At 74.0% G+C, this 17119-nt stretch carries 3 protein-coding genes; all 3 read right to left on the bottom strand.

Annotated features, from left to right (window positions below; translation table 11 throughout):
- Positions 1–267: 267 nt before the first annotated feature.
- Entirely contained in the window at positions 268–1128 is an 861-nt protein-coding gene (locus O7622_RS23200; protein WP_282310313.1) for a metallophosphoesterase, read from the bottom strand.
- A gap of 245 nt (positions 1129–1373) precedes the next feature.
- Positions 1374–11489, bottom strand: a complete 10116-nt coding sequence (locus O7622_RS23205; RefSeq protein ID WP_282310314.1) for a type I polyketide synthase — start codon at positions 11487–11489, stop codon at positions 1374–1376.
- A gap of 44 nt (positions 11490–11533) precedes the next feature.
- Positions 11534–17098, bottom strand: coding sequence for a type I polyketide synthase (locus tag O7622_RS23210; RefSeq protein WP_282310315.1), 5565 nt, complete (start codon positions 17096–17098; stop codon positions 11534–11536).
- Between the last annotated feature and the right edge of the window lie 21 nt (positions 17099–17119).

Below are 17119 nucleotides of genomic sequence, written 5' to 3' on the forward strand. Positions count from 1 at the left end.
CCGCCGGCGGGCCGGCTTCGTGCACAGGTGCGTGCAGACGCGGCCGTTCGGCTCACGAACCCCACACCTGTTCCTGATTCCGGTCGTCGTGCCTGCTCGGGCGCCCGCCACGCCGGACAGTCCCGCCGACACACGCCCGCCACCGTGACTGGACGGTACTGAGCGCCCAACACCCGCCCAACCCCTAGAGAACCCCTGATCGACCGGCCCGCGGGCGGCGTCACGGCGGGCCCCGGGAGCGGCGGTGACCAGCGCCACGAGGGCCGTTCAGGCGGGCTGTCCGGCGGCCGACGGCAGGATGCGGCGCAACCGACCGGGGGGCGTCGAGCGGCGGCGCCACTCCCGCGGGTAGCCGACCGAGACCTCTTCGAACCGGACCCCGTCGTACCAGGTGGTGCGCGGGATGTGCAGGTGACCGTAGACGGCGACGCGGGCGTCGAAGCGGACGTGCCAGTCGGCCGTGGCCTCGGTGCCGCACCACTGGGCGAACTCCGGGTACCGCAGGATCCGGGTGGGCTCGCGCACGAGCGGGAAGTGGTTGACCAGGACGGTGGGCAGCCCGCCGCGCTCGGCGGTGAGCCGGCGCTCCGTCAGGGCCAGCCGCGCCCGGCACCAGGCGTCCCGCGTCGGGTACGGGTCCGGGTGCAGCAGGATCTCGTCGGTGCAGACCACGCCGACCTCGTGGGCCCGCGCCAGGGCCTGTTCCTTCGTGTACGTCCCCGGGGGCCGGAAGGTGTAGTCGTAGAGCAGGAACAGCGGGGCGATCAGGACCGGGTCGTCGCCCCGCGGATCCCAGACGGGGTACGGATCCTCCGGGGTGACCACCCCGAGCCCCCGGCACAACTCCACCAGGTGCTGGTAGCGCGCGTCTCCCCGGAGCTGGATCGGGTCCTCGCGGGGAGTCCACAGCTCGTGGTTGCCGGGGGCCCAGATCACCTTCGCGAAGCGGCGGCTGAGGAGTCCGAGCGCCCACTCGACGTCGCCGACGAACTCCCCGACGTCGCCGGCGACGACGAGCCAGTCGCCGTCGCGCTCCGGCCGCAGTCGCTCGACGATGGCCTTGTTCTCCGCGTGCACCACGTGCAGATCGCTGACGGCGAGCAGTTGGGGCAAGCCGGATCCGGCCATGCGGACCTCCCGTCCATCCGGGGTACCGCACGCACCCGCATCCGTACCGCTCGCCGCCGGTGGGCAGGGTGAGACGGCCTGGCGTGCTCCGACCCTACGGAGCCGGATCCGCACCGGCACACCCCTAGACCGGCTCCGTGGACCCCTAAGGCGGGCCCGCCTGGCCGACGGCGCCGGTCAGGCGTCCGGCGCCGCCGGGTGTCCCTTTCCCCGGCCCATCCCGCCCGGGGTCGGGCAGTGTCCGCTCAGGACTTGCCGAACTCGCGCTGGATGATGTCGAACAGCTCGTCCCGGCTAGCCGACTCCAGTTCCTCCTCGACGGCGGCCGGTGCCGGGGCGGTGGCGGCGGGTCCGCCCCGCCACCGGGTCAGCAGGTCCTCCAGCCGACCGACGACCGCGTCGTCGACCTGGTCGCCCGGCAGCCCGCCGAGGAGCTTGTCGAGGCGTTCGATCTCGGCCACGATCGGCAACGCCGGCTGCTCGGGCGCCAACTCGGCCCGCAGGTGACCGGCGAGCGCGTTCGGGGTGGGATGGTCGAAGACGAGGGTGGCGGGCAGTCCGATGCCCGTTGCGGCGGTCAGCCGGTTGCGCAGCTCGACTGCGGTGAGCGAGTCGAAGCCCAGTTCGAGGAAGCCGCGGGCGGGCCTGATCCCGCTCGGCGTGGCGTGTCCCAGCACCGCCGCGGCGGTGCCGCGGACCAGGTCGAGCAGGATGCGGTCGCGCTCCGACCCGGAGGCGGCGGCGAGCCGCTCGCGCAGCGCCGACGCCGCGCCGCGATCCTCGGCCTTCGGCGCCTCGTCGGCCTGTGCGGGCTGTGCTTCGGGGATGTCGGTGAACAGACGCGACGGACGCAACGCCGTGAACGACGGCACAAACCGATCCCACCGCACATCCGCCACCACCACCTGCCCCTCACCACCATCCAACGCCCGCTGCAACGCCACCACCGCCAACTCCGGAGCCATCCCCGGCAAACCACGCCGACTCAACTGCTCCCCCGCCACCCCCACCGCCATACCCGCCTCAGCCCACGGCCCCCACGCCACCGACGTCCCCACCAACCCACGCCCACGCCGCGACACCACCAACCCATCCACAAACGCATTCGCCGCCGCATACCCCACCTGACCCGCAGAACCCCACACCCCCGCAATCGACGAAAAAACCACAAACGCATCCAAATCCAAACCAGCAGTCAACTCATCCAACACCACCGCACCACCAACCTTCGCCCGCAACACCTCCTCCACCTCACCCACACCCACCTCACCCAACGGCGTCAACTGCGCCACACCAGCCGCATGCACCACCGCCCGCAACCGCTCACCCCGACCCACCAAATCCCCCAACAACCCCGCCACCGCACCACGATCCGCCACATCACAACCCACCACCGACACCCGCACACCCAAACCCTCCAACCGCCCCACCAACTCACCCACACCCGGCGCACCACCACCACGCCGACTCACCAACACCACATGCTCCGCACCCACACCCACCGCCCACAACGCCACCCGCGCACCCAACGCACCCGTACCACCCGTCACCAACACCGTCCCCGACAACCGGAAACCACCACCAACACCCGCACCCGCACCCGCCGCAGAACCCGCACGCACCAACCGCCGCACAAACACACCCGACGACCGCAACGCCACCTGATCCTCAACCCCCGACGACAACACCCCACACAACCGACCCCACACACCACCACCCAACAACACCGGCAAATCCACCAAACCACCCCACCGCAACGGCACCTCCAAACCCACCACCCGACCCAAACCCCACACCGCAGAACCCGCGACATCCGCCAGCTCGTCCGAGCCGCCGACCGACACCGCCCCGCGCGTCAGCCACCACAACCGGCCCGACCCACCGACGTCGGTCAGCGCCTGCACCACGGCCAGCGCCGTCGACACCTCGGCGGCGGCCGGAACCGGGGACGCCTCCCGCGGCTCGGCCAGCGACAGCAGGGACACCACATGGGCGTCCCGGGCGTCTGAGCTCATCGCCTCCAGCAGCAGCCGCGCCACCCGGTCGCGGTCGGCGCCGGCCGGTACCAGCACCGGGACCGCCCGGTCGGCCCGGGCAGCCAGCGCCGCGGCCACCGGGTGGTCCTCCTGCCCGGGCGCCATCAGCAGCAGCCAGGTTCCCGCCAACGTCGCGGAGTCCGGCACGGCGGCCGTACGCCACGTCGACCGGTACCGCCAGGAGTCGACGACCGCCCGCTGCTGCGTCGCCCGCCGCCACCGGGCGAGCTTGGGCAGCAGCGCCGTGGACGGCTCGTCCGCTCCCACGGCGAGATCCTCGCCCAGCACGCCGAGGTCCCCGGACTCGACCGCCGCCCAGAACTGCTCGTCGGACGGGGCGTCGGCCCGCTCCGGAGCCGAGCCGGGCTGGGGGTCCGCCAGCCAGTAGCGCTGCCGGTCGAAGGCGTAGGTGGGCAGTTCCACCGCGCGCGGCCGGGTGCCGGTCTGGCCGAGGTACGCCGCCCAGTCGACGGCCACACCGGCGGCCCAGAGCTGCCCGGCGGCACTGGTGAGGGTGGTGACGTTGGACTGGCTGCGGCGCAGCGTGGCGACGTACCGCACGTCGTCGGTCGTGTCCGCCTCGGCGGCCATGGCGGTGAGGACCGCGTCCGGGCCGACCTCCAGGAAGGTGTCCACCCCCAGCGCCCGCAACGCCGCCACCCCGTCGGCGAAGCGCACCGGCTGCCGCACGTGCCGCACCCAGTAGCCGGGCTCGGTGATCTCTGCGGCGTCCGCGACCGCGCCGGTCACGTTCGACACGATCGGGATCCGCGGCACCCGCCAGTCCAGCCCCGCCACCACCGACGCGAACTCGTCCAGCATCGGATCCATCAACCGCGAATGGAACGCATGACTGACCGACAACTCCTTGACCCGCCAACCCCGCTCACGACAGGCCGCCACCACCACCGCAACCTCACCCACAGCACCCGACACCACCACCGACACCGGACCGTTCACCGCCGCCACGTCCACACCCGCACCCGACGCGCCGATCAGCTCAGCGACAGCCTCCTCCGACGCGCCGACGGCCGCCATCACGCCACCGGCCGGCAACGCCTGCATCAACCGACCCCGCGCCGCCACCAACGTGCACGCATCCGCCAACGACAACACCCCGGACACATACGCGGCCGTCACCTCACCGATCGAATGACCCGCCAGGTAGTCCGCCCGCACCCCCCACGACGACAACAACTCCCACAACGCCACCTCCACCGCGAACAACCCCGCCTGCGCAAACACGGTCCGATCCAACAGAGCCCCATCGGCAGTGCCCGGCTCCGCGAACACCACATCCCGCAACGCACGCGGCAGGCGCGGATCGATCTCCGCGCACACCGCGTCGAACGACGCCGCGAACACCGGGAACACCTCATACAACTCCCGGCCCATACCCACACGCTGCGAACCCTGACCCGTAAACAACACCGCCCGACGACCCACCGACACCACACCCGCAGACCGGCCCTCAGCCACCGCCGACAGACCAGCAACCAACTCCTCCACGTCCGAGCCCCACACCACCGCACGATGCTCCAACGCCGCCCGCGACCTCACCAACGACCACGACACATCCACCACCGACAGGGCAGACCGACCCCGCACGAACGACGCCAACCGCGACGCCTGACCCACCAAAGCCCGCTCCGAACGACCCGACACCACCCACGGCACCGGCAACCCAACCGGCGCAACGGACGCGACCGGTGCCGGAGCGGACTCCGGCTCCGGCTGCTCGATGATCACGTGCGCGTTCGTCCCCGAAATACCGAACGACGACACACCCGCACGCCGAGGACGCCCCACACCCGGCCACTCACGGGACTCGGTCACCAACTCCACCGCACCCGACGACCAATCCACATGCGACGACGGCACATCCACATGCAACGACGCCGGCACCACCCCATACCGCATCGCCAAAACCATCTTGATAATCCCCGCCACCCCCGCAGCCGCCTGCGTATGACCGATGTTCGACTTCACCGACCCCAACAACAGTGCGTCCCGGTCGTCGCGGTCCTGCCCGTACGTGGCGAGCAGCGCCTGGGCCTCGATGGGGTCGCCCAGCGTCGTGCCCGTGCCGTGCGCCTCCACGACATCCACATCGGCGACGCCCAGCCCGGCGTTCGCGAGCGCCTGGCGGATCACCCGCTGCTGCGAGGGGCCGTTCGGCGCCGTCAACCCGTTCGACGCGCCGTCCTGATTCACCGCCGTGCCCCGCACCACCGCCAGGATCCGACGCCCGTCGCGCCGCGCATCCGACAACCGCTGCACCAGCAGCACACCGACGCCCTCGGACCAGCCCGTGCCGTCCGCCGCGTCGGAGAACGACTTGCACCGGCCGTCGGGGGCCATGCCCCGCTGGCGGGAGAAGTCGATGAACGTCTCGGGCGTCGCCATCACCGTGACGCCCCCGGCCAGCGCCAGGTCACACTCCCCCGACCGCAGGGCCTGCACCGCCAGGTGCAACGCCACAAGCGACGACGAACACGCCGTGTCCACAGTCACCGCCGGACCCTCGAACCCGAACGAGTACGCCACCCGACCCGACAACACGCTGCTGGCCGTGCCGACGCCGAGGTAGCCGTCGAGGGTCTCGGGGACGTCGGCCAGCCCTGCGGCGTGGTTGTGGTACATCATGCCAGCGAACACGCCGACGGGGCGGCCACGCAGCGCAAGCGGGTCGATCCGGGCGTCCTCGATGGCCTCCCACGAGGTCTCCAGCAGCAGCCGCTGCTGCGGGTCCATGGCGAGGGCCTCGTGCGGCGAGATCTTGAACAGGTCGGCGTCGAAGTCGGCGGCGTCGACCAGGAAGCCGCCCTCGCGGGCGTAGCTGCTGCCCCGGCGCGCGCCGGACGGGTCGTACAGGTCGTCGACGTCCCAGCCGCGGTCGGCGGGGAAGCCGGTGATGCCGTCGCCACCGGAGACGAGGAGGTCCCACAGCTGCTCGGGGCTGCGTACGCCGCCGGGGTAGCGGCAGCTCATGCCGACGATCGCGATCGGCTCGTCGAGCGCCGCGACAGCGGCGGCCGGAGCCGCCCGGGTGCCGGCGTCCGTTCCGGTCTCGGCGTCCAGGTGGTCGGCGAGGGCGAGCGGGGTCGGGTGGTCGAAGACCAGCGTCGCGGGCAGGCGCAGGCCGGTGACCGCGCCCAGCCGGTTGCGCAGTTCGACGGCGGTGAGCGAGTCGAAACCGAGATCGGTGAACGGACGCCCGGCCTCGACGGCGGCGGCATCGGCGTACCCCAGAACCGTCGCGACCTGGTCGAGGACGAGCCGCAGCAGGGCCGCGGCGCGCTCCTCGCGGTCGAGGCCGGCGAGCCGCCCGGTCAGCGCGGCGGTCTCCGCCGGGCCGGACCGCGCGGCGCGGCGCCGGGGCGCCCGGACCACGCCGCGCAGGACCGACGGCAGGGTGCCCGCCTCGGCCTGGGCGCGCAGCGCCGGCCCGTCCAGCGCCATCGGCACCGTCGCGGGCAGGCCGGTGAGCAGGGCGGCGTCGAGGAGCGCGAGGCCGTCCGCCGCGGGAAGCGGCCGTACGCCGGCCCGGGCCAGCCGGTCGGTGTCGGCGCGGTCGAGGCCGGCGGTCATACCGCCGCCCGACTCCGCCCACGGGCCCCAGGCCAGCGAGTGCGCCGGCAAACCCGCGGCCCGTCGCCGGTGGGCGAGCGCGTCCAGGAAGGCGTTGGCCGCCGCGTAGTTGGCCTGGCCGGGGCTGCCCGTCACGCCCGCCGCCGAGGAGTACGTGACGAAGAGTGCGAGGCGGCTGGCGGCGGTCAGCTCGTGCAGGTTCGCGGCGGCGTCCACCTTCGGCCGCAGCACGTCGCCGAGGGTCTCGGGGGTGAGCGAGGTCAGGGTGCGGTCGGCCAGCACGCCGGCGGTGTGCACCACGCCGGTCAGCGGGTGCGCCGGGTCGATCCGGTCCAGCAGCGCGGCGAGGGCGGCCCGGTCGGCGGCGTCGCACGCCTCGACCGTCGCGGTGGCCCCCAGGTCGGCGAGGGCGGCGACCAGGTCGGCTGCGCCGTCGGCGTCGGCGCCGCGCCGGCTGGTCAGCAGCAGGTGCCGGGCCCCGTACCGGGTGACCAGGTGGCGGGCGGTCAGCGCGCCGAGGGCACCGGTGCCGCCGGTGACCAGCACCGTGCCCTCCGGGTCCAGCGCCGGCGCCGGCGCGTCGGGTTCCGGGGCGGCGACGAGCCGGGGCACACGGAGCGCCCCGTCGCGTACCGCCGCCTGCGGCTCGTCGGCCGACAGCAGGCCGGCGAGGACGGCCGCGCAGTTCTCCTCGTCGTCGACGTCGACGACGAGGAAGCGGCCGGGGTGCTCGGCCTGGGCGGAGCGGAGCAGGCCCCACACGGCGGCGCCGGCCAGGTCGGTGACCTCCGCGTCGTCGTCCACGGCGACGGCGCCGCCGGTGAGGACCACCAGCCGGGAGTCGCCGGTGTGCGGCTCGGCGGCGAGCCAGCCCTGGAGCACGGCGAGGACCTCGGCGAGCAGGTCGTGGACGGCGCCGGGGCCGGTCGCGCCGGCCACCGGGTACAGCACGGCGTCGGGTACCCCGGCGTCGCGGAGCGCGTCGAGGTCGGCGTACCGGGCGGCGGGCGGGCCGGACGGCAGCGGGGCGGGACGTCCGCCGAGCACCGCCCAGGTCGTGCCGTCGGCGGCGCCCCCGGCGACGGGGTGCCGGAGCCAGTCGAGGCGGAACAGCGAGCGCCGCCACGCGGACCCGCCGGCGGTGAGCTCCCCCGCCGGCAGGGGCCGCAGCACCAGGGAGCCGACCCGGGCGACCGGCGCCCCGGTGGCGTCGGCGACCAGCATGGACACCGTGTCCGGACCGGTGGGGGTCAACCGTACCCGCAGCGTGTCGGCGCCGTGGGCGGACAGCGTCACGTCGGACCAGGCGAACGGCATGCGGGCCTCGCCGGGGTCGACGATGCCCAGCCCGACCGCCTGCACGGCGGCGTCGAGCAACGCCGGGTGCAGCCCGTACCCACCGGCGTCGCCGGCCGCCGGATCGGGCAGCGCCACCTCGGCGTACACGTCCGCGCCGACGCGCCAGGCGGCGCGCAGCCCGGAGAAGGCCGGGCCGTACGCGAACCCGGCCCGTGCCGCCCGCCCGGCCAGCTCCGACACGTCCAGGGAGGTGGCGTCGCTCGGCGGCCACTGCTCCAGCGTGCCGGTGTCCTCGTCCGGCTCCTCGGTGAGCAGGCCGGTGGCGTGCCGTACCCAGATGTCGTCGGTGCCGGCGCGACGGGCGTGGACGGTGAGCTGCCACGCTCCGCCGCCGGTGCGTTCGGCGGCGACCTGCACGTCGACGCCGCCGGTCTCGGGCAGCACCAGCGGCGCCTGGAGGGTCAGCTCGGCGAGCCGTTCGGCGCCGACCTCCGCGCCGGCCCGCATCGCCAGCTCCACGAACCCGGTGCCGGGCAGGAGCACGACGTCGCGCAGGGCGTGCTCGGCCAGCCAGGGCTGGGTCTCCACGGACAACCTGCCGGTGAGCGTCACCTCGTCGCCGTCGGCCGAGCGGAACACCGCGCCGAGCAGCGGGTGGCCGGTCGGGGTCAGCCCGGCGGCGGTCACGTCGGCGGGCTGCGGCAGGGGCAGCAGCCAGTAGCGTGCGCGCTGGAACGCGTACGTGGGCAGGTCGACCGGCACGGGCGGGCCGGCGAACAGGGCCGCCCAGTTCACCGGCACGCCCCTGGTCCACACGGTGGCCGCGGCGGCCAGGGCGGTCGTCGCCTCGTCGTGCTCGGCGCGCAGCACGGGGGCGCAGACCGCCTGGTCCGCGCCGACGATCTCCTGGGTGAGCGCGCAGAGCACTCCGCCCGGGCCCACCTCGACGTACGCGCCGACACCCAGCTCACGCAGCGTGGTCACGGCGGCGTCGAAGCGGACCGTGTCGCGGACGTTGCGCAGCCAGTACGCCGGGGAGCACACCTCGCCGAGGTCGAGCACCGCTCCGGTCACGGTGGAGACCACGGGGATGCGGGGCGCGGCGAAGGTCAGTTGCCCGAGCACGTCGCCGAACGCGTCGAGCATCGGGTCCATGCGGGCGGAGTGGAACGCGTGGCTGACCCGCAGTCGCCTGGTGCTGCGGCCGAGGGCTGCGAAGTGTGCGGCGACCGCCAGCACGGCGTCCTCGTCGCCGGAGACGACGACGGACTCCGGGCCGTTGACGGCGGCCAGCCCGGCGCCGGGCGTCCCGCCGACGGTGGCCAGGTGCGCGCGGACCTCCGCCTCGGTGGCGCGGATCGACACCATGGCGCCACCGGTGGGCAGCGCCTGCATCAGGGTGCCCCGGGCGGCCACCAGGCGGGCGGCGTCGGGCAGCGACAGCACGCCGGCGATGTGCGCGGCGGCCACCTCGCCGACCGAGTGCCCGGCCACGAAGTCCGGCACGACACCCCAGGACTCGACGAGCCGGTAGGCGGCGACCTCGACGGCGAAGAGCGCCGCCTGGGCGTACCCGGTGCGGTCGAGCACGTCGGCGGGGCCGTCGAGCACGCCGCGCAGCGGCCGGTCGAGGTGCCTGTCCAGCTCCGCGCAGGCGGCGTCGAAGGCGTCGGCGAAGGCCGGGAAGGCGGCGTACAACCGCTGGCCCATGCCGACGCGCTGGGCGCCCTGGCCGGTGCAGAGCACGGCGACGCGGGTGGGACTGGCGACCCCGCGCCGCACGGACGCGGCCGGAACCCCGTCGGCCAGCGCGCCGAGCCCGGCGAGCAGTTCGTCCCGGTCGGCGCCGAGCAGCACCGCCCGGTGTTCCAGGACGGACCGGCCGGTGGCCAGGGCCCGGCCCACGGCGGCCGGCGCGGCGTCGGGGTGCTCGGTGAGCCAGGAGCGCAGCCGGTCGGCCTGGGCGCCGAGCGCTGCGGCGCTGCGCGCGGAGACGACCCACGGCAGCGGGTCGGGGCCGGTGACGGCGTCGGTGGCCGGCTGCGGCGCGGGCGGGGCGGCCTCGACGATGACGTGGGCGTTGGTGCCGCTGACACCGAACGAGGAGACGCCCGCGCGCATGGGCCTCGTCGCGCGCGGCCACGGGCGCGGCTCGCGGAGCAGGCTCACCGCGCCGGCCGACCAGTCGACGTGCGGGGACGGCTCGTCGACGTGCAGGGTGCGCGGCAGGACGCCGTGACGCATCGCCATGACCATCTTGATGACGCCGGCGACGCCGGCCGCGGCCTGGGTGTGCCCGAGGTTCGACTTGATCGACCCGAGCCACAGGGGCTGGTCGTCGGCCCGGTCCCGGCCGTACGTGGCGAGCAGGGCCTGCGCCTCGATGGGGTCGCCGAGGCGGGTGCCGGTGCCGTGGGCCTCGACGGCGTCCACGTCGGCCGGGGCGAGCCGGGCGTTGGCGAGGGCCTGGCGGATCACGCGTTGCTGCGACGGGCCGTGCGGCGCGGTGAGGCCGTTGGAGGCGCCGTCGGAGTTGACCGCGCTGCCGCGCACCACGGCGAGCACCCGGTGGCCGTTGCGCTGCGCGTCGGAGAGCCGCTCCAGCAGCAGCAGCCCGGCGCCCTCGCTCCAGCCGGTGCCGTCGGCGGTGGCCGCGAAGGACTTGCACCGCCCGTCCGGGGACAGGCCACGCTGGCGGCTGAAGCCGACGAACGTGTCGGGGCTGGACATGACGGTGACGCCGCCGGCCAGCGCGAGGGTGCACTCGCCGGAACGCAGGGCCTGCACGGCGAGGTGCAGCGCCACCAGTGAGGACGAGCAGGCGGTGTCGACGGTGACGGCCGGGCCCTCGAAGCCGAACGTGTACGCGATCCGGCCGGAGACGACGCTGCCGTGGTTGCCCGTGCCGACGAACGCCTCGACCTCCTGCGGCACGCCGTTGAGCCGGGAGACGTAGTCGTGGTACATGACGCCGGTGAAGACGCCGGTGCGGCTGCCCTTGAGCGAGTCCGCGGCGATGCCGGCCCGCTCGACCGTCTCCCAGGCGACCTCCAGCAGGAGGCGCTGTTGCGGGTCCATGGCCAGCGCCTCGCGGGGCGAGATGCCGAAGAAGCCGCCGTCGAACTCGCCGGCGTCGTGCAGGAAGCCGCCCTCGCGGGTGTACGACTTGCCGTGCGCGTCCGGGTCGGGGTCGTAGAGGCTCTCCACGTCCCAGCCCCGGTCCGCCGGGAAGGGTGTGACGGCGTCGACGCCGGACTCGACCAGCCGCCACAGCGCCTCCGGAGTCCGCACCCCGCCCGGGTAGCGGCAGCCCATCCCCACGATCGCGATCGGCTCGTGATTCTGCTCGTCGACGGCCCGCAGGCGTTCGCTGGTCTCGTGCAGGTCAGCGGTGACGCGCTTGAGGTACTCGCGGAGCTTGGCTTCGTTCGCCATCGGGTTGATCACCTGTCGCTAAGGGGCAAGCGGCGGACTCGTGGTCAGGATCGGCCGAACTTCTGGTCGATGAAGTCGAACAGCTCGTCGTCCGAGGCGTCGTCGAGGGCCTGGCCGACGTCGTCGGGCCGGTCGGTGGTGTCGCTCCACCGGGTGACCAGCGCCCGGAGGCGGACCGCCACGGCGGTACGCGTCTCGTCGTCGGCGGCCAGCCGCTCCAGTTCCTCCGGCGCGGTCGCGGCGAACGCGGCCTCCAGCCGGTCCAGCTCGGCGAGCAGGCTCGGTTCGGGCTTCGGCGGGGCGGCGTCGACCAGCAGGAAGTCGGCGAGGGCGGCGGGCGTGGGGCAGTCGAAGATCAGGCTCGCCGGAAGCCGGATGCCGGTGAGGGCGGTCAGCCGGTTGCGCAGCTCCACGGCTGTCAGCGAGTCGAAGCCGAGGCCGGTGAACGTCTGCCCGGACGGCACGACGGTGGCCGGCGGGTAGCCGAGCACCTCGATGACCTGCGCCTTGACCAGGTCCTCCACCAGCCGGCCGCGTTCGGCCTCGGGCGTGCCGGCGAGGCGCTGCGCGAAGGACGGGCCGCCGTCGCCGCCGCCCTCGACGACGCGCCGCCGGGCCCGGACCAGGCCGCGCAGCGGCGCCGGGAGCTGGCCGGCGTCGGCCTGGCGGCGCAGCGCGGCGAGGTCGAGCAGCGCCGGCACCAGGTGGGGGCGTCCACCGTGCAGGCCGTTGTCGAAGAGGCGCAGCGCCTGGCCGGTGCCGAGCGGGCTGAGGCCGTTGCGGCTCATCCGCTGCCGCTGGGCGGCGTCGAGTGCGCCCGTCATCCCGCTGTCCGCGGCCCAGAGGCCCCAGGACAGGGACGTGGCGGCGAGGCCGCAGGCATGCCGGTGTCCGGCGAGGCCGTCGAGGAACGCGTTCGCGGCGGCGTAGTTGCCCTGCCCGGGGCCGCCGAGGACACCGGCGACCGACGAGAAGAGGACGAACATCGCCAGCGGCCGCGATCGGGTCAGCTCGTGCAGGTGCCAGGCGGCGTCGGCCTTGGCGGAGAGAACGGCTGACAGCCGGCCGGGGGTCAGCGCCGAGATCACCGCGTCGTCGAGGACGCCGGCGGCGTGCACCACGCCGGTGAGCGGGTGCTCGGCGGGAACGTCGGCCAGCACCGCGGCCAGGCGGTCCCGGTCCGCCACGTCGGCGGCGACCAGGCGGGCCTGCGCACCCAGCGCGGTCAGCTCGGCGAGCAGCTCCGCCGCGCCGGGGGCGTCGGTTCCGCGGCGGCTGACCAGCAGCAGGTGGCGCACCTTGTGCGTACTGACCAGGTGCCGGGCCAGCAGACCGCCGAGGGCGCCGGTGGCCCCGGTGACCAGGACCGTCCCGTCGGGGTCGAGGGCGGCGGCCGGTGCCGGGTCGAGGACGGCTGGCGCGAGCCGGGGCGTCAGCACCTGCTCGTCCCGGACCGCCAGTTGGGGTTCGCCGGTGGCGACCGCACGGGCCACCAGGTCCACAGTGCAGGACTCCGGCTGCCGCGCCTCGTCGAGATCCACGAGCACGAAGCGGCCGGGGTGTTCCGCCTGGGCCGAGCGCAGCAGGCCCCAGACCGCCGCGCCGGGCAGGTCGCCCGTACGACAGGTGTCGCCGGCGGCGACGGCCCCGCGGGTCAGCACGACCAGCCGCCGCTCCGCCAGCCGGTCGTCGGCGAGCCAGCCCTGGACGGCGGCCAGCACCGCGGTGAGCCGGCTCCGCGTCGCGGCGGGAACCGGGGCGTCCTCGTCGTCGGCGTACGCGGCGAGCAGCACCAGTTCCGGGTCGATCCGGCCGGAGTCGACCGCCTCCGCCAGCTCGGCGAGCCTGTACCTGGCGATCTCGGACAGGTCGGACGGCGCGTCGCCGAGGAGCACCACCCGGACGGTCGCCGGGGTACCTGGCCGCACGCTCTGCCAGTTGACGGCGTACAGCGGATCGGCTGCGGAGTCACCGCCGCGCACCTGGTCGGTGGTGACGGGGCGGGAGACCAGGGAGTCGATCCGGGCGACGGGGGCGCCGGCCGGGTCGGTCAGGGTCAGGGCCACGCCGCCGCCGCTGCGCCGGGCGCGTACCCGCAGCGCGGTCGCGCCGACCGCCGAGAGAGTGACGCCGGTCCAGGCGAAGGGCAGGCGTACGCCGGAGGCATCCTCCGCGTCGGAGTCGAGCAGGCCGACGACGTGCAGCGCAGCGTCCAGCAGGGCGGGATGCAGGCCGAAGCCGGCGACCTCGGTGCCGTCGGGCACCGCCACCTCGGCGCACACCTCGTCGCCGGTGCGCCAGACGGCGCGCAGGCCACGGAAGAGGGGGCCGTACTCGACGCCCAGACGGGACAGCTCGGTGTAGATCCCGTCGACCGCGACAGCGGTGGCGGCGCTGGGCGGCCACGGCGCCGGATCGGATCGGTCGGGCTGCGGTACGGCGGGGGCGAGGACGCCCGCCGCGTGGCGGTCCCACTCGCCGTCCGGGTCGGCGGCGGCGCGGGAGTGGATGCTGACCGTCCGGCGACCGTCCTCGTCCGCCGCGCCCAGTTTCACCTGCACCGCCCGGGTGCCGTCCTCGGCGAGCGCCAGCGGGGCCTGGAGGGTCAGCTCGTCGAGGGTGTCGCAGCCGACCTGCGCGCCCGCGTGCAGGACCATTTCGACCAGGGCGGCGCCGGGCACCACCACCGAGTCCCAGACGACGTGTTCGGCGAGCCACGGGTGTGTCAGCACGGAGAGTTCGGTGCCGAAGACCCGTACGTCGTCGTCGGCGACGCGTACGGCGGCGCCGAGCAGCGCGTGGTCGACGGGGCGGACACCGAGCCCGGGCACCGTCTCGACCCCCGCGCTGGCGTTGAGCCAGTAGCGCTGCTGGTCGAAGGCGTACGTGGGCAGGGCGATGGCGCGGGGGCGCGCCTCGGCTGCCCGCTCGGGGCCGGACCCGTCGAGGGCGGCGAGGTATCCGGTCCAGTCGACGTGGCCGCCGGTGACGTACCGCTCGGCGAGGGCGGTGCGCAGCGTGTCGGCCTCGGAGTGCCCGGCGCGCATCGTGGCGGTGAACCGGACTTCGCCGGCCGCCTCGACGCAGTCCTGCGCCATGGCGGTGAGTACGGCGTCGGGGCCGACCTCCAGGAACTGGGTGACGTCCTGCTGGTGGAGGGTGCGCACCGCGTCGGCGAACCGTACGGGCTGGCGTACGTGCCGCACCCAGTAGCCCGGGTCGGTCAGTTCCGCCGCGTCCGCCACCGCACCCGACACGTTCGACACCACCGGCACCCGCGGCGGCTGCCACGACAGCCCCGCCACCACCGACGCGAACTCGTCCAGCATCGGATCCATCAACCGCGAATGGAACGCATGACTGACCGACAACTCCTTGACCCGCCAACCCCGCTCACGACAGGCCGCCACCACCGAGGCGACCTCACCCGCAGCACCCGACACCACCACCGACACCGGACCATTCACCGCCGCCACGTCCACACCCGCACCCGACGCACCGATCAACTCAGCCACAGCCTCCTCCGACGCGCCGACGGCCGCCATCACCCCACCGGCCGGCAACGCCTGCATCAACCGACCCCGCGCCGCCACCAACGTGCACGCATCCGCCAACGACAACATCCCCGCCACAAACGCCGCCGTCACCTCACCGATCGAATGACCCCCCACAAAATCCGCCCGCACCCCCCACGACGACAACAACTCCCACAACGCCACCTCCACCGCGAACAACCCCGCCTGCGCAAACACGGTCCGATCCAACAGAGCCCCATCGGCAGTGCCCGGCTCCGCGAACACCACATCCCGCAACGCACGCGGCAGGCGCGGATCGATCTCCGCGCACACCGCGTCGAACGACGCCGCGAACACCGGAAACGCCTCATACAGCTCCCGGCCCATACCCACACGCTGCGAACCCTGACCCGTGAACAACACCGCCCGACGACCCGCCGACACCACACCCGCAGACCGGCCCTCAGCCACCGCCGACAGACCAGCAACCAACTCGTCGACGTCCGAGCCCCACACCACCGCCCGACACTCCAACGCCGCCCGCGACATCACCAACGACCACGACACATCCACCACCGACAGGTCAGACCGACCCCGCACGAACGACGCCAACCGCGCCGCCTGACCCACCAAAGCCCGCTCCGAACGACCCGACACCACCCACGGCACCGGCACACCCACCGGCACCGCTGCGGGCTCGAGATCGGCTTCGGCCTCCGGCTGCTCCAAAATCACGTGCGCATTCGTCCCCGAAATACCGAACGACGACACACCCGCCCGCCGAGGACGCCCCACACCCGGCCACTCACGCGTCCGCGTCACCAACTCCACCGCACCCGACGACCAATCCACATGCGACGACGGCACATCCACATGCAACGACGCCGGCACCACCCCATACCGCAACGCCAAAACCATCTTGATAATCCCCGCCACCCCCGCAGCCGCCTGCGTATGACCGATGTTCGACTTCACCGACCCCAACAACAACGGCACATCCCGACCCTGCCCATACGTCGCCAACAACGCCTGCGCCTCAATCGGATCACCCAACGACGTACCCGTACCATGCGCCTCCACCACATCCACATCAGCCGCCGACAAACCCGCAAACGCCAGAGCCTGCCGAATCACCCGCTGCTGCGACGGACCATTCGGCGCCGTCAAACCATTCGACGCACCATCCTGATTCACCGCCGTGCCCCGCACCACCGCCAGGATCCGGCGCCCGTCGCGCCGCGCATCCGACAACCGCTGCACCAGCAGCACACCGACGCCCTCGGCGAGCGCCGTGCCGTCCGCCGCGTCGGCGAACGCCCGGCACCGGGCCACCGGGGACAGGTTGCCCTGCCGGGTGAAGTCGACGAACACCGCGGGGGTGGGCATCACGGTGACGCCGCCGGCCAGCGCCAGGTCGCACTCGCCGGACCGCAGGGCCTGCACCGCCAGGTGCAACGCCACAAGCGACGACGAACACGCCGTGTCCACAGTCACCGCCGGACCCTCGAACCCGAACGAGTACGCCACCCGGCCCGAGGCGATGCTGCCCGCGTTGCCGAGACCGAGGTAGTCCTCCACGCCCGCCGGCGGGGTCTCCGGCGGGTGGGCGTACCCGCTGTGGGTCATGCCGGCGAAGACCCCGACCCGGGCGCCCTTCAGGCTTGTGGGGTCGATCCCCGCCGTCTCGACGGCCTCCCACGCGGTATGCAGCAGCAGCCGCTGCTGCGGGTCCATGGCGAGGGCCTCGCGCGGCGAGACCCCGAACAGCCGAGGGTCGAACTCGGCGGCGTCGGCCACGAATCCGCCCTCCCGGACCGAGGAGGTGCCCGGCCGGGACCGCTCCGGGTCGTAGAGCGCGTCGATATCCCAGCCGCGGTCGGTGGGGAAGGAGGCGATCGCGTCACCGCCGGACGCGACGAGATCCCACAGTTCCTCGGCAGTGCGCACCCCGCCGGGAAACCGGCAGCCGATGCCGACGATCGCGATGGGCTGCTGCGCGTCGGCCTCGACGTCCCGGAGCCGTTGCCGGGTCCGCCGCAGGTCGGCGGTGACTCTCTTCAGGTACTCCCGGAGCTTCTCTTCGGTGTCCATCAACCCAGCCCATCGCGATTCACG

Source organism: Micromonospora sp. WMMD1076, from assembly GCF_029581475.1.
Lineage (GTDB): Bacteria > Actinomycetota > Actinomycetes > Mycobacteriales > Micromonosporaceae > Micromonospora > Micromonospora aurantiaca.